15 protein-coding genes are annotated in these 14,715 nt (G+C 71.0%); 9 read left to right on the forward strand and 6 right to left on the reverse strand.

Annotation, left to right across the window (positions count from 1 at the left end; translation table 11 throughout):
• Positions 1-62 precede the first annotated feature (62 nt).
• Positions 63-1,028, forward strand: coding sequence for an intradiol ring-cleavage dioxygenase (locus ACZ7MG_RS11500; protein ID WP_471382409.1), 966 nt, complete (start codon positions 63-65; stop codon positions 1,026-1,028).
• Positions 1,029-1,180: 152 nt separating this feature from the next.
• On the forward strand, positions 1,181-2,167 hold the full coding sequence (locus ACZ7MG_RS11505) for an intradiol ring-cleavage dioxygenase (protein ID WP_471382408.1): 987 nt from the start codon (positions 1,181-1,183) through the stop codon (positions 2,165-2,167).
• Between the two features lie 737 nt (positions 2,168-2,904).
• On the opposite strand, the gene ACZ7MG_RS11510 is transcribed toward ACZ7MG_RS11505, so the two are convergent.
• Positions 2,905-3,513: an O-methyltransferase gene (locus tag ACZ7MG_RS11510; protein ID WP_471382406.1), complete on the reverse strand. Its 609-nt coding sequence runs from the start codon at positions 3,511-3,513 to the stop codon at positions 2,905-2,907.
• 99 nt (positions 3,514-3,612) lie between these two features.
• On the opposite strand from ACZ7MG_RS11510, the gene ACZ7MG_RS11515 reads away from it, so the two are divergent.
• A complete protein-coding gene (locus ACZ7MG_RS11515; RefSeq protein ID WP_471382404.1) occupies positions 3,613-4,296 on the forward strand; it encodes a GOLPH3/VPS74 family protein in 684 nt (227 codons plus the stop codon).
• 9 nt (positions 4,297-4,305) lie between these two features.
• Here the strand turns inward: ACZ7MG_RS11515 and ACZ7MG_RS11520 are convergent, their stop codons facing one another.
• Genes ACZ7MG_RS11520 through ACZ7MG_RS11530 form a run of 3 tightly spaced genes read right to left on the reverse strand, consistent with a single transcriptional unit; the run spans position 4,306 to position 5,864 of the window.
• Complete coding sequence (locus ACZ7MG_RS11520) at positions 4,306-4,494, reverse strand: hypothetical protein (protein ID WP_471382403.1); 189 nt, start codon at positions 4,492-4,494, stop codon at positions 4,306-4,308.
• Positions 4,491-5,222 carry a hypothetical protein gene (locus tag ACZ7MG_RS11525; RefSeq protein WP_471382401.1) on the reverse strand — a complete coding sequence of 244 codons (732 nt, stop codon included), beginning with the start codon at positions 5,220-5,222 and terminating at the stop codon, positions 4,491-4,493. The genes ACZ7MG_RS11520 and ACZ7MG_RS11525 overlap by 4 nt, the downstream gene beginning before the upstream one ends.
• A gap of 33 nt (positions 5,223-5,255) precedes the next feature.
• Positions 5,256-5,864, reverse strand: coding sequence for a pathogenesis-related family 1 protein (locus ACZ7MG_RS11530; protein WP_471382400.1), 609 nt, complete (start codon positions 5,862-5,864; stop codon positions 5,256-5,258).
• A gap of 349 nt (positions 5,865-6,213) precedes the next feature.
• Here ACZ7MG_RS11530 and ACZ7MG_RS11535 point away from each other — a divergent pair, with 349 nt between their 5' ends.
• From ACZ7MG_RS11535 to ACZ7MG_RS11545, 3 genes are read left to right on the forward strand one after another with little or no spacing between them, the layout of a single operon-like run.
• Positions 6,214-6,831 (forward strand): DUF4956 domain-containing protein, encoded by a 618-nt coding sequence (locus ACZ7MG_RS11535; RefSeq protein ID WP_471382399.1) that lies wholly within the window; start codon positions 6,214-6,216, stop codon positions 6,829-6,831.
• Positions 6,828-7,628, forward strand: coding sequence for a VTC domain-containing protein (locus tag ACZ7MG_RS11540; RefSeq protein ID WP_471382397.1), 801 nt, complete (start codon positions 6,828-6,830; stop codon positions 7,626-7,628). Before ACZ7MG_RS11535 ends, ACZ7MG_RS11540 begins: the two co-directional genes overlap by 4 nt.
• Complete coding sequence (locus tag ACZ7MG_RS11545; RefSeq protein ID WP_471382396.1) at positions 7,625-9,532, forward strand: carbohydrate-binding domain-containing protein; 1,908 nt, start codon at positions 7,625-7,627, stop codon at positions 9,530-9,532. Before ACZ7MG_RS11540 ends, ACZ7MG_RS11545 begins: the two co-directional genes overlap by 4 nt.
• A 30-nt stretch (positions 9,533-9,562) precedes the next feature.
• Here the strand turns inward: ACZ7MG_RS11545 and ACZ7MG_RS11550 are convergent, their stop codons facing one another.
• The gene (locus ACZ7MG_RS11550; protein WP_471382394.1) at positions 9,563-9,736 is read right to left on the reverse strand and encodes a hypothetical protein; all 174 of its coding nucleotides are present in this window, start codon (positions 9,734-9,736) and stop codon (positions 9,563-9,565) included.
• Positions 9,737-9,912: 176 nt separating this feature from the next.
• Positions 9,913-10,824: a CAP domain-containing protein gene (locus tag ACZ7MG_RS11555; protein WP_471382392.1), complete on the reverse strand. Its 912-nt coding sequence runs from the start codon at positions 10,822-10,824 to the stop codon at positions 9,913-9,915.
• Between the two features lie 495 nt (positions 10,825-11,319).
• On the opposite strand from ACZ7MG_RS11555, the gene ACZ7MG_RS11560 reads away from it, so the two are divergent.
• From ACZ7MG_RS11560 to ACZ7MG_RS11570, 3 genes are all read left to right on the forward strand, one after another.
• The gene (locus tag ACZ7MG_RS11560) at positions 11,320-11,673 is read left to right on the forward strand and encodes a cupin domain-containing protein (RefSeq protein ID WP_471382390.1); all 354 of its coding nucleotides are present in this window, start codon (positions 11,320-11,322) and stop codon (positions 11,671-11,673) included.
• A gap of 150 nt (positions 11,674-11,823) precedes the next feature.
• Positions 11,824-13,176, forward strand: coding sequence for a pectate lyase family protein (locus tag ACZ7MG_RS11565; protein ID WP_471382389.1), 1,353 nt, complete (start codon positions 11,824-11,826; stop codon positions 13,174-13,176).
• Positions 13,177-13,418: 242 nt separating this feature from the next.
• The gene (locus tag ACZ7MG_RS11570) at positions 13,419-14,654 is read left to right on the forward strand and encodes a saccharopine dehydrogenase family protein (protein WP_471382388.1); all 1,236 of its coding nucleotides are present in this window, start codon (positions 13,419-13,421) and stop codon (positions 14,652-14,654) included.
• The last annotated feature ends 61 nt before the right edge of the window (positions 14,655-14,715 follow it).

A 14,715-nucleotide genomic window follows, 5' to 3' on the forward strand; every position in this document is an offset into this window, starting at 1 on the left:
TGCGGGGAAAAGAGGACCTTTTCTCAGCTCGTTGACAGGCTTCCTATCTAACTTCCCGGCGCATGACAGCCAATGAACAGGATCAAGAGAAGCAGCGGGAGCAGCGGGATCAGCGGGATGTGACGCGTCGGAAGGTCGTCGTGGCCGGTGCGGGCACCGTCGCGGCGGTGGGTCTGGGCGGTGCGATGGCGGCGAACGCCTTCGCGGGGGAACAGGGGAGAGAACCCGGTGGCCCCGCCCCCGCCCCGGAGGAGTGCTATCTGCTGACCTCCGAGACCACCGAGGGCCCGTACTACATCGACGCGGACAAGCTCCGCCGGGACGTCACCGAGGACCGCGAGGGCATCCCCCTCCTGCTCCGTCTCAAGGTGATCGACAACGAGACCTGCCGGCCGATCCGCAACGCGGCCGTGGACATCTGGCACTGCGACGCGGTCGGCGTGTACTCCGGCTACGAGGACATGGGCAACGGTGGTGGCGGCCCCGCCCCCACAGGCGAACCCCCGACGGGCGAGCCCCCGAGCGGTGACCCCTCCGGCCCGCCCCCGGGCGGCGGCCACCAGGAGCCGACGGACGACACCCGCTATCTGCGCGGCACCTGGCGCACCGACCGGCGGGGCTTCGTCACCTTCAGGACCGTCTTCCCGGGCTGGTACCGGGGCCGCTGCGTCCACATCCACACCAAGGTGCACGTCAACGGGGAGTGGACCGACGCCGGTTACGAGGGCGGCACCACCTGCCACACCGGCCAGTTCTTCTTCGACGAGGAGTCCGTGCTCGCCTCCGCGGTCGTGGAGCCGTACGTCTCCAACACCGACGAGCGGACGACGCTCGACGAGGACACGATCTACGACGGCAGCGGCACGCAGGGCGGTCTGCTGAAGCTCCGCTACGACAGGCGGCACATCGCCAAGGGCGTCCGGGCCGCGCTCACGGTCGGCGTGGACCCGGAGGCGACCAACGACGGGACGGGGACACCGCCGCAGCCGAGCCCCTCGGCGTCGAGCACGAGTGAGAGCACAAGTTAGGTCAGGCTAACCAGAGTTTGCCGAAAAGGGGTCCGAAATGGACGGCGATTTCGGACCCTTTTTCCCTCCGCTTGGGAATCTCCACGGGAATGCGGGTCAAACCACAGTGCTTTCCTACGGCTTTGACAGTCTGGCTCCCTAATTTCCCGCTCATGACGGGAAACCAGACCGGAAACGAGCACGAGAGGCCCCAGGGGCCGAAGCACAAGCGGGATCTGACGCGCCGCAAGGTCGTCGTGGCGGGCGCGGGCGCCGTGGCCGCGGTGGGCGTGGGCGGAGCGGTCGTCGCGACCGCGAGCGCGGGTACGAACAAGAAGGGCGGCGCGAAGCCTCTCGCCTCCACGAGCGCCGGCGAGGACTGCTACAAGCTGACCTCGGAGACCACCGAGGGCCCGTACTACATCGACGCGGACAAGCTCCGCCAGGACATCACCGAGGACAAGGAGGGCATCCCCCTCACCCTGCGCCTCAAGGTGATCGACAACGAGACCTGCAAGCCGGTCCGCGACGCCGCCGTCGACGTCTGGCACTGCGACGCGCTCGGCCTCTACTCGGGCTACGAGAGCTTCTCCCAGGGCGGTGGCGGCACTCCCCCCACCGACGCCCCCTCGGGCACCCCCACCGACGTGCCGTCCGGCACCCCGACCGGTGAACCCCCGGCCGGTGGCGGCGGTGGCGGCGGGCACGAGGAGCCGACCAGCGACACCCGCTATCTGCGCGGCACCTGGAAGACCGACAAGCAGGGCTTCGTCACCTTCAAGACGATCTTCCCCGGCTGGTACCAGGGCCGCTGCGTCCACATCCATGTGAAGGTGCACGTCGACGGGGAGTGGACGGACGCCGGTTACGAGGGCGGCACCACCTGCCACACCGGTCAGTTCTTCTTCGACGAGGAGTCCGTCCTCGCGTCCGCCGAGGTCGAGCCGTACTCGACCTCCACGACCGAGCGCACCACCCTCGACGAGGACACGATCTACGACCAGAGCGGCGCCCAGGGCGGGCTGCTCAAGCTGAAGTACAAGAAGAACGACATCGCCAAGGGCGTCGTCGGCTCCCTCACCGTCGGCGTCGACCCGGACGCCACGAACACCGGTACGGACGACGCGGCTCAGCCGAGCACGTCGGCCTCGGCGAGCTGACGGACGGCCGTACGCGGTCCGAGACGAGGCCCGGAATCCCTCCCCCAGGGTTCCGGGCCTCCTGCGTGCGCCCGTCCCGGGCCGGGTACCCGCTGGGGAAGTCATCAGGGGACGCACAGGTTTCTCGTCGGACGATCACAGCGGGAGGGGGTGTGATGGGACGTACAGGGTGAGGAACCCGTACGGGTCGTACGGGTTGTACGAGTCGTACGACCCGTATGGCGCGTACGACGCGTACGACGCGTAGGGCGTGTACGAGGACGGAACGTCGGAATGCTGGAGGAGGCCATGAAGCTGGCCGTGCTGGTGGCAGTGCTGCTGATCGTCGGGGCCGTGGTCGCGGTCGTCGCGCAGCGGCGGTCCGTGGACGACCCCGGTCCGTCGTCCGACCTGGACGCGGAGGCCGACGCCAACCGCTGGGTGGTGCGGCTGGGCGGCAGTCTGGCCGGGATCGACGTACGGGCGCAGGCCGGGGCCGGCGGCAGCGCGGCCGAGTCCCTGACCGACGCCACCGAACACCTCCGCGCCGCCCGCGCCCAGCTCACCCGGGCCCGCACACCCGACGAGTACGCCCAGGTCACGCGGACCGCGGTCGAGGGGCTGCACCATGTGCGGGCGGCCCGTACGGCCCTGGGTCTGGAGCCGGGGCCGGAGCGGGGCGGGGGGCCGGGTGGTGGCGCGGGCCCGGCGGGTCCGGGTCCGGGCCCGGGTACGGGTCCGGGCCCGGGTACGGGTGGTCAGATCGAGGTGCCGGTGGTGGTGCCGCCGGTCCGTACGGCGATCAGCAGGCCGCTCGACCAGGCCAGCCGGGTCGTCCGGAAGTCCGAGCGCCCCTCCAGAACGGCGAGCAGGTCGGTCACCGCCGCCTCGTGACCCTCCGGCCAGCCCGGCACGGGCATCAGGTCGTCGACGACATACGCGCCGCCGGGTGCCACCAGGTCCAGGGCGGCGTCGAGATGGTTGAACTTGCCGGGCCAGGTGTCCGCGAAGACCAGGTCGAAGGGGGCGCCGTCGTATCCCTCCAGCCAGGCTCCGCCGTCCCCGGTGGCGAAGGTGACCCGCTCGTCGTCGCCGAACTGCTTGCGGGCGACGGCCTGTACGGAGTCGTCCAGCTCGACGGTGACCAGTGCCGCCGTCGCGTCCATGCCGCTGAGGAGCCAGGCGGTGCCCTCGCCGACGCCGGTGCCGAGTTCGAGGATCCGGCCGCCGGGGCGGGTGGCGGCGAGGGTGGCGAGCAGGCTGCCGGTGCGGGGTTCGCAGGACATGGTGAACCCGGCTGCACGGGCCGCCTCCTGCAACTCGGTGAGGAGGGTGGGGAGTTGGCTGAGCCTGGGGAAGTCGTCCATGAGGGGATTCTGGGAGGGCCGGGCGGGAGCCTCAACCCGATTTCCGGGGCCGCCGGGTGGCGTCGGAACTGACGGCTTCCCCCACACGTCGTACTGATCATGACCACGTCGGCCGCCCCCACGCCCTCCCCCGACCCCGCCCCCCATCCCGTCCCCGCCCCCACGACCCTCGGCGAGGAGATCCTGCTGCTCTCCCTCGACGACGCCACGGGTGAGGCCCGGCTCCCGATGCGGACGCCGTACGCGATCGCGGCGGCGACCCTGCTGGAGCGATGCCTGTCCGGCGGCACGGACGACGCGGACGGCACGGGCGGCGCTGGTGACGCGGGGCTTCCCGAGGACGTCGGCGCGTGGATCCACGCGCACTGCACTCGGGAGTACGAGGCCGCTCTGCGGGGTGTGCTGGACAAGGGTCTGATCCGGGAGGAGAAGCGCCGGGTTCTGCTGGTCTTCCGGACGACCCGCTATCCGGAGGCCGACGGCACGGTGGAGTCCGCGCTGCGCGGGCGTCTGGCGGAGGTGGTGCTGCAGGGCGCCGAACCCGACCCCCGCACCGCCGCCCTGATCTCCCTCCTCCACCACGGCGACCTGCACACCCTCGCCTTCCCGGACGCCGACGCGGACGACTCCCCGGTCAAGCGGCGGACGGCCGAGATCGCCGGGCACCACTGGGCCGAACCCGCCCTGCGCCGCATGGCCGAGACCGCGGCGGCCACGGCGGTGGCCGTGACGGCGGCGGCGTCGATGGCGACGACGGTGGTCGTCATCACCGCGGTGACCTGAAGACGGTGCCTAGCGCCTGAGCGACCGGTACCGCTTCAGGAGGGCGCCCAGTCGTTGTGGGTCCTTCTTGCCGTTCAGTTCGGTCAGGAGGTCGTCCGGGCAGAGTTCGTAGAGGTCGCCCCACCAGCCCTGGCGGCGGTGGTCGTAGATGCGGTAGCCGCCGGGGACGCCCCGGGCGACGTACCGTCGTCTGCTCACTCGGTGTCCTCCTCCGGCGGTGCTGCCAGGGCCTCCTCTTCCAGGAGGCGTTCGGCGATGTCGTCGGCCCAGGTCTGGGCCCATCGGCGGAGTTCAAGGATGGCCTCGGCGTCCAGGCCGTGGCGAACGAATTCCCGGTCGTCGAGCCACTCCGTGCCCTCCAGCCGGGACTGGAGGTCGGTCAGGTCGAAGGTGCCGGACGTGGCGGCGGTGTGACGGCGGGCCAGTTCCTCCAGCTCGGCCACCGTCCAGTGGGCGCCGGCCGCGTGCACGGCGATCAGATCGCGGGCCGCGCCCCGGTCGGCCACCGCCCGGACCTTGGTGCCCACCACGTCCTCCAGGGGGAGCGTGGGGCCGAGCGGGGTGTCCACCGGCGGGTGCCAGAGGGTCTCCTTCAGGAGGTCGAGGACGCGTTCCTCGGCCGTGGTGGGGTCGGTGACGAGGAGACGGGCGGAGAGCGGGGCGGTCTCCACCGGGCGCACCAGCCAGCCGCGTTCCGTCAGACCGGCCCGGACCGTGGCGGCGATCGTCTCCATCGGGGCCGCGTGCTCCGTCGCCACCTCCAGGTCCCGGCCGGGCGGCCTCGCCTCGACCAGTCCGTGCGCCTGCGCCGCGTGGTCGCCGGTGAGGGCGAGGCCGTACGGGGCGCCGACGGTCAGTACGTCGGCGAGGAGGTGACGGAGCTGGTCGGGGAGGAGCCGGCGGAGCTGGTCCGGGAGGTCGCTCATGGACGGATTATCCAGGCCCCGGCGGGTCACCGGTCAGTACGGCCGTCGGCCCAGCCAGTTCCCCGGCGGGTCGAAGTTGGCCACGACGTACGTCCAGCCGTCCCCGCATCTGGCCTTCGCCGCGCCGACGCGGGTCGAGGAGCGCCAGACCAACTGGGTGTAGTGCAGGCACTCCCGGCCGTTCACACAGGCGTTGGAGGGGCGGTCGTAGTCGGACTTCTCGTCGAGCCAGAGGCGGGCCGCGTCCGCGAGGGAGTAGCGAGGGTTCGACCCCTTGGCCAGGTTCTCGCCGTACCGGCTGTTCGAGTGGACGAGTTCACAGTCGGCGACCCGCACCCGCGCCCAGGACCGGGCGTGCGAGGCGATGGACTCGTCCCAGACCAGCGGGGGGACACCGACGTCGGCCCGCGCCTTGTTGACGACCGTCAGAAAACCGCTGATCTCCGGCCTCCGCAGACTCTGCGTCACCGGCCCGGCGCCGGGCACCCCGGCCGCCGTTCCGGTTGCTGTTGCCGTTCCGGGCGCCATCCCGGTTGCCGTCGCCGTCGCCGTGACCGTATCCACGACCATGGGCCGGGGACCGGCCGCCTGTGCCGCCCCCGGAGCGAGCGCCAACGTCGCCGCCGCGGTCGCCGCGGCCATCGTTCGCGCCCTGTCCCGTCGCACCACTCGTGCCTCCTTCTGCTCCAACTTCCTTACCGGCGCTGCTACTTGTAGGGCAGCGAGGGTGCGGGCCGGGGGTGGCGGAAGCAGCTGCCACCCCATCGGGGGAATCGGAGCGGTTCCAGGTTTCGCGCCGGGCGCTCCGCGGGGGTGCGCCCTCACGGTCACTCCACCACGACGCGCCGATGGCCGCCCGCCGAGACGGTCTGTCCGGTCGGGGTGGACGCCGGTGACCGTGGTTCACCTGGCGTTGGTGTTCAGCACTTCTCAAGTTCAGTTAAGGGGAGGCAAAGCAAGTTCAAAGGTTCACCCCCGATTGTCTTCTGACATGGACCAGACCCTTCTCGTGGTCGCCGATCTGGCCGCCATCTCCGTGCTGACCTTCGCGGTCTACTTCCCGCGCCACCACCGCCGGGATCTCATCGCCGCCTTCCTCGGCGTCAACGTCGGTGTCCTCGCGGTCGCGATGACGCTCAGCTCCTCCTCGGTCGGCATCGGACTCGGGATGGGCCTGTTCGGCGTGTTGTCGATCATCCGGCTGCGGTCCAACGAGATCGCCCAGCACGAGATCGCGTACTACTTCTCCGCGCTCGCCCTCGGTCTGCTGGCCGGGCTGCCGGAGGAGGTCAACCTGCTGTCGACCCTCCTCATGGCACTGATCGTCGCCACGATGTACGTCGGCGACCACCCGAGGCTCTTCGGCCGCTACCGGCAGCGCAGCCTGCGCCTCGACGCCGCCTACACCGACGAGGACGCCCTGCGCGCCCACCTCGAAGTGCTGCTCGGCGGCCGGGTGGTGAACCTGTCCGTGCAGAGCGTGGACCTGGTGAATGATATGACCTTGGTCGACGTCCGGTATGTCGTCACCGGCTCCGGCGCGGGCACGCGCGCGCCGCAGGAGACCGCCGGGCACCGCGTCGAGCACGAGCGCGGGGTCCGGGCGTGACGGCGCTGGACTCCGTCGCCCCCGTGGTCGGGGCGCTGCGCCCCATCGGCCTCGACGAACTCGTCGACCGGGCCGAGCTGCTGACCCGCCTGGACCGCAAGTACATGCTGCCGCTCACCGATCTGCCCCTGGTGGTCGGTGGGATGGACATGGATGAGGACGTGCGGGTGCTGGAGGTCGACGGCGAGCGGCAGTTCGCGTACCGGTCCGTGTACTTCGACACCCCGGACATGGACGGCTATCTCGGCGCGGCCCGGCGCCGTCGGCGGCGCTTCAAGCTGCGGATCCGGACGTATCTGGCCTCCGGGCAGCACTTCCTGGAGGTCAAGACCCGAGGCCCGCGCGGTACGACCGTCAAGCAGCGCGTCCCGTACGACGGGGAGCCGGACCGGCTGGGCCCCGAGGCGCGCGCGTACGCCGACGGGGTCCTGCGCGAGGCGGGCATCGACGCCCATGACTTCCGGCTGGTGCCCGCGCTCACCACCCGCTATCTGCGCACCACCCTCTTCCTGCCGGGCAGCGGCAGCCGGGTCACCGTCGACACGGACCTGACCTGGGCGCTGCCGGACGGCACGGCACTGCGTACCCCCGAGCGGACCATCGTCGAGACCAAGGCCGGGCGAGCGGGCTGCGGCGCCGACCGGCTGCTGTGGTCGCTCCGGCACCGGCCCTGCCCGGTCTCCAAGTACGGCACCGGGCTCGCCGCGCTGCGGCCCGACCTGCCCGCCAACCGCTGGCTGCCCGTTCTGCGGCGCCACTTCCCCACCGCACCGGCACTGAACGGGAGCCCCGCATGAACATCCGTAGGAATTCCGGCAAGGGGTGGAGGGGCCGGGCCCGTGGCTTCCGTACGCAGGCCGCCGTGGCCTTCCGTACGAAGGCCGCCGCGGCCCTCGCCTCCGTCGTCCTCGCGACCGCCGCGCTGGCCGGGTGCTCCTCCGGGAGCGACTCGGAGTCGGCGTCGTCCGACTCCTCGTCGAGCGCGAGCGCGGCGGCGGCCGTGGACGGGACGCGGGACGCGGCGGCGGTCCTCGCCGACAACGAGGAGACGCACGCCGAAAACGGCGACCTGAAGTACGAGGCGTCGGAGGCCGTGGCCATCGAGCTGAAGGGCGACTCGGCCTCGGCGGACGGCAAGGGGGTGGACGTCGACGGGTCCACCGTCACCATCACCGCCGGCGGGACCTACGTCCTCAGCGGGACCCTCGACGACGGGCAGATCGTGATCACCGCCCCCGAGGCGACCGTGAAGCTGGTCCTCGACGGGGTCGACATCTCCAGCTCGTCCGGGTCGGCGATCGCCGCGACCGAGGCCGAGCGGCTGGTGGTGGTCCTCGCGGACGGCAGCGAGAACACGCTGAGCGACACGGACTCCTACGCCGAGGACGCGGAGGCGAACGCCGCGCTGTACAGCGCGGGCGATCTGACGATCGGCGGCAGCGGCTCGCTGACGGTGAAGGGGAACGGCAACGACGCGATCGCCGGGAAGGACGGGCTGGTCGTCGAGGGCGGGACCCTCACCGTCGAGGCCGCCGACGACGGCATCCGCGGCAAGGACTACCTGGTGGTGACGGGCGGCACGGTCACCGTGACGGCGAAGGGCGACGGGCTGAAGTCCGACAACGCGGACGAGGAGGACGCGGGGTACGTCGCCGTCTCGGGCGGCACGCTCTCCGTCACGGCCGCCGGGGACGCCGTGGACGCGGCCACCGACCTCGTCGTCACCGGCGGGAAGCTGACGGTGAAGTCCGAGGCCGCCGACGACACCTCCGCTCACGGTCTCAAGTCGGGCGTGATCACCGTGCTGGAGGGCGGCACGGTCGAGGTGAACGCCTCCGCCGACGCGCTGCACGGCGACGCGGCCGTCCACCTCAACGGCGCCGACGTCACCCTCGCGGCCGGTGACGACGGCATCCACGCCGAGGGCGACCTCGTCATCAGCAAGGGCACCCTGGAGATCACCGGCTCCAACGAGGGCTTGGAGGGCAAGGACATCCTGGTCAGGGGCGGTACGTCGAACGTCACGTCCAACGACGACGGGGTCAACGCGTCCGGCAGCGAGGCGACTTCGGAGGAGTCCGAGGAGGACGCGCAGGGGCGGGGTCCCGGCGGTGGCGGTGGGGGTGGCGGCGGTGGCATGGGGGTCGGCGACTACTCCGCCAAGGTCACCGGCGGCACGCTGGTCCTCAACTCCCAGGGCGACGGCTTCGACTCCAACGGCACGGCCGAGATCACCGGCGGCACGATCGTCGTCAACGGGCCCGAGATGGGCGGCAACGGGGCGCTCGACGTCAACGGCAGCTTCACCGTCAGCGGCGGCACGCTCCTCGCCTCCGGCAGCGCGGGCATGGTCGTCGCCCCGGACGAGGAGTCGGAGCAGGGGTGGTTGTCGGCGACCCTGGACGCGTCGGTCGAGGCGGGCACGATCCTGCACGTCGTCGACGCGGACGGCGAGGTCGTGGCGTCGTACGTCACCTCGAAGACCATCCAGAACGTCGTCTACTCGGGCGCGGAGGTGAAGTCCGGCGAGGAGTACACGATCTACTCCGGCGGCACCACCTCCGGTTCCGACACCGGCGGCCTCGCCGCCTCCGGCAAGCTCGGCTCCGCGAAGAAGCTCACCACGACCACAGCGGGCGAGGCCCCGGAGGGCGGCGGCTTCGGGGGCGGGCCGGGGGGTGGGGGTGGGGACCGGGGCTGAGAACAGCCGCGCTGCCACCCGCGCCAGGACTCAGGCGCCGACGCCTGAGTCCTCCGGGCCCTCCGACTCCTCCGGGTCCTCCGCGAAGAGCTCCTCCGCGCGCTCGACCGTGACGGACCGGGTCAGCCATGTGTCGAGCCGGTCGAGGTCGGTGCAGGTGGTGATGCGTTCGCGGATGTCGTCGGTGACGGCAATGCCGCGCACCTCCAGGACGCGCAGGAGTCCCTTGGCCTCTCCTAAGTGACCATGGGTGGAACCTACGGGCCATCTCGCGCCGTTATGAGGCTACTTGGGCGCGATCACCCTTTCGAGCGAGGAAGAAACGTTCACACCGCAGGGGTGGCAGCCCTCTGGCGACCGCGTTCATCGGCACCCAGAAGCTACGCCTCCGTGCCGAAGTTCTGGGTCCAGTAGTTGCCGGGGCCCGCCAGGCCGATGCCGATCTCCTTGAAGCCGCAGTTGAGGATGTTCGCCTTGTGGCCGGGGCTGTTCATCCAGCCGTCCATGACGCTGTCGGCGGTGCCGTAGCCGGCGGCGACGTTCTCGCCGGCCGTGCTGAACCTGTAGCCGACGCGGGCGAGGCGGTCGGTCATGGAGGAGCCGTCGGAGCCGGTGTGGGACATGTTCTGGTGGTCGGCCATGTCCTGGCTGTGGTCCTGCGCGGCCTTGGTGAGCTTGCTGTCCACGGTGACCGGCGAGCAACCCGCCTTCTGCCGCTCGGCGTTGACCAGGGTCAGCACCCGGGCCGTGGGTCCGGAGTCCGAGTCGTCGGCGGTGGCCCGGGGCGTGCTGTCGGCCTTCGCGGCCGTGGTGGACTTCGGGGCGGCCGGAGGCGAGGTCGTCCTGGCGGGGGCGTCCGCCTTGTCGGGCGTGGACTTTGCGGCCGGGCTCGCGGACTTCGAGGGCGACGCGCTCGGGCTCGCGGAGCGCGACGGGCGCTTCTTGCGCGAGGGCGTGGGGGAGGCGCTCTCGGAGGCTTCCGTCGCGGACGGGGTGGGGGTGCGCGCGGGCTCCGGGGCGGCCGTGTCCGACTTCTCGCCTCCCCACCAGGACGACGCCACGCTGCTCAGGCCGCCCAGCCCGCCACCACCGGCCAGCGCGGCCGTGGGTATGCCCACGGCGCCCACCACCAGCACGACGGCGGCGGCGACGGCCGCCTTCCGGCGCCTCGTGCGCGGACGCCCCGCCTCCGAGCGCCCCGCCTCCGTGCGGGTCGCTCCCGTGCGGGTCGCCCCCGTGCCGGTCGCCTCCGAGCGTTTCGTCTTGCGGCGGTGACTGTTGCTGCGTGACATGTGTGGCCTCACCTGAGTGGTCCGGCTTCGGTACGACTTCGGCCTGAATGACCCCCTGCTCGGCCGCGGCCCTGGCGAGCCCGGTCATTATGGGGACCCCTCGCCGCACCGGGCAACGAACACGTGTGCTGCCCCCGGACCGCGTCGACGAGGCCTCCCGAGGGGTTCGGCGCGTACGCGTCCGGCGGGTCGCCGTGTGCTCCCGAGCGCCGAACCCGCCCTGGGACCAGGCAGAAAGCGGCCCTCCCGACGCCGTCGGAGCGGGATGCGCCGGTCCGGAGGCCCTGTTGGATTCGCCGTCTGCGCGGCAAATGCCGGATCGGTGAGCGAGGAGCGGCATTTGTCGTTTTGCTGAAACGGATCGATCGGTTCCATCGTGTGCAATTCGGTCGTGACGCATGTCACCCCGATTCGAGGTGTGTGCGTGAGGGGCGCAGACTGGATGGAGAAGCGGAGATCGCACTGACCCCGCAGTGATCCGGTCGTGGAGGAATCATGACGGCAGTCACGCGGACGCAAGCCCCCGTCGAGATCGAGGGCGACGGCCTTGAGGTGCGCATCCAGGAGATGGGCGGCGGTATGAGCGTCGCCTTCCTCAAGCTCCCCAAGGGCCTGGACATGGCCCCCGCCCTCAAGGGCCTTCCCGACGACCTGTGCCAGTGCCCCCACTGGGGGCTCGTCCTCAGTGGCCGGCTGCGGATGCGCACCAGGGACGGCGAGGACTTCTACGAGAAGGGTGACGCCTACTACTGGAGCCCCGGTCACTCCCCGGAGGCCCTGGAGGACGTCGAACTCGTCGAGTTCTCCCCGACGAAGGAGTTCCAGGAGGTCCTGGACCACATCAAGTGACAACCGAAGAAGTTCAGTTCGGCGGCAACCTATCCCGGACCCGCGACCACACATGAGTCGGAACTCCCTTCACGGGGGCTCCACACGAACCACGTGTTCTCCCGAACCACGTGTTCTCCCGAACCACGTACGTTACGTAAGGACTCATCCGTGGCCTCTGCCTCCCCGCGCCCGTCCCACCGCCGGTCCCTCCGCAAGCGCCGGACCCTCGTGGTCTCCGCCGCGGCCGTGGCCGCCGCCGTCGGCGCCGGCGTCCTCGTGATGAACGCCAGTGCCGCCCCGGTGGACCTGTACCACCAGGTGCTGCCCGCCAAGGACGGCTGGGCGGCGTCCGGTTCCGGTACGACCGGCGGTACGAAGGCCGACGCGGCGCACACCTTCACGGTGTCGACCCGGGCGCAGCTCGTGAAGGCGCTGGGCTCCGTCACCGACACCACGCCCCGGATCATCAAGGTCAAGGGCACGATCGAGGCCAACACCAACGACTCCGGCAAGAAGCTGACCTGCGCGGACTACGCCTCCGGCACCGGCTACTCGCTCTCCGCCTACCTCAAGGCCTTCGACCCGTCGACGTACGGCAAGAAGGCGCCGAAGGGCACCCAGGAGACCGCCCGCAAGGCGGCCCAGGACAAGCAGAAGAAGAACATCGTCTTCCGCGTCCCGGCCAACACCACCATCGTGGGCGTCCCCGGCACCAAGGCGGGCATCCTCGGCGGCAGCCTCCAGGTGCAGAACGTCAAGAACGTCATCGTCCGCAACCTGACCTTCGCGGACACCCAGGACTGCTTCCCGCAGTGGGACCCCACCGACGGCTCGTCAGGTGAGTGGAACTCCAACTACGACTCCGTCACGCTGCGCGGCGCGACCAACGTCTGGGCGGACCACAACACGTTCACCGACGCGCCGACCTTCGACAAGACCGAGGCGACGCACTTCGGCCGCAAGTACCAGGTCCACGACGGGGCGTTGGACATCACCAACGGCTCGGACCTGGTGACCGTCGAGCGCAACCAGTTCCTCAATCACGACAAGACGATGCTGATCGGCTCCAGCGACACCGACTCCACCGGCAAGCTGCGCGTGACGATCCACCACAACCTGTGGAAGGGCATCGTGCAGCGGGCGCCGCTGGCCCGCATCGGCCAGATCCACCTCTACAACAACGTCTACGACACGACGACGGCCAACGGCTACGCCCCGAAGTACAGCCTCGACTCCCGCGCCAAGGCCCAGGTCGTCGCCGAGCGCAACGTCTGGAAGATCCCCGCCGACGCGAAGGTCGCCAAGCTGCTCAGCGGCGACGGCACCGGCTCGGTCGCCGGCACCGGCAACCTCGTCAACGGCAAGGCCACGGACGTCGTCGCCGCGTACAACGCCGCGAACTCGAAGAAGCTGAAGACGACCGTCAACTGGACCCCGGCCCTCACCGCCGGCCTCCAGACCACGGTCACCGGCCTCCTCACCGACCTGACCGGCTCGACGGGCGCGGGCACCCTCTCCTAGCCGCCCGCCCCCTCCGAGTACGTGACGCCGCCCGGCTGTCCTTCTCCGACGGCCGGACGGCGTCACCCCGCCCGCGCCACGGGGGTGCGCGGGCGGGATCCACCGGCTCCGCGAACCGGTTTCGGCTGATATCGTCCGGCCCGCCACATCGACGGGGATGTGTCCTCTGTGGACGGCGGGCCGAACCGGACGGATCGACCGGACGGTCCGACCGGGCGAACCGGACGAAGGGGTGCTGCGCTGTGCGAGTTCTCATGGTCGGGGCGGGAGGCGTGGGCGGCGCGGTCGTCAGGATCGCGGCCCGGCGGGCGTTCTTCGAACACATGGTGGTCGCCGACTACGACGTGACGCGGGCGGAGGCGGCGGTAGCGGCCCTCGGTCCGGACGGCGGGGAGCGGTTCACGGCGGTCCGGCTCGACGCCTCGGACGCCGACGCCGTACGGGCCGCACTGGCCGCGCACCGCTGCGATGTGCTGCTCAACGCCACCGATCCCCGGTTCGTGCTGCCGCTGTTCGACGCGGCGCTCGCCCACGGCGCCCACTACCTGGACATGGCGATGTCCCTGTCCCGGCCGCACCCGACCCGCCCCTACGAGGAGTGCGGGGTCAAGCTGGGCGACGCGCAGTTCGAACGGGCCGCCGAGTGGGAGAGGGCGGGCCGGCTCGCGCTGGTCGGCATGGGTGTGGAGCCGGGGCTTTCGGACGTCTTCGCCCGTTACGCCGCCGACGAACTCTTCGACGAGGACGGCATCGAGGAGATCGGCATCCGCGACGGCGCCGATCTGGTCGTCGACGGCTACGACTTCGCCCCCTCCTTCAGCATCTGGACCACCATCGAGGAGTGCCTCAACCCGCCGGTCGTCTACGAGGAGGGCCGGGGCTGGTTCACCACACCGCCGTTCAGCGAGCCGGAGGTCTTCGACTTCCCCGAGGGCATCGGGCCGGTGGAGTGCGTCAACGTCGAACACGAGGAAGTGCTGCTGGTCCCCCGGTGGTTGAAGGCCAAGCGGGTCACCTTCAAGTACGGCCTGGGCGACGAGTTCATCGGCGTGCTCAAGACCCTGCACAAGCTGGGGCTCGACCGTACGGCCCCGGTGAGCGTCGGCGGGGTCGCGGTCGCCCCGCGGGACGTCGTCGCCGCCTGTCTGCCCGACCCGGCCGGCCTCGGGGACCGTATGCACGGCCGGACCTGCGCGGGCACCTGGGTCAAGGGCGTCAAGGACGGGCGACCGCGCGAGGTGTACCTGTACCACGTGGTCGACAACCAGTGGTCGATGCGGGAGTACGGCTCCCAGGCCGTCGTCTGGCAGACCGCCGTCAACCCCGTCGTCGCCCTCGAACTCATCGCCTCCGGAGCGTGGCACGGCACCGGTGTCCTCGGCCCCGAGGCACTGCCTCCCCGCCCCTTCCTCGATCTGCTGACGGAGTACGGCTCGCCGTGGGGCATGCGCGAGGACCTCACAAGCGGAGCTGAATAGCGTAGAAAGTCCCTTGGCTCCCTTTTGAGCCCTCTGTTGTCTGGATTCACCCACCACCGGA

This window comes from Streptomyces sp. NPDC107538 (assembly GCF_055657445.1).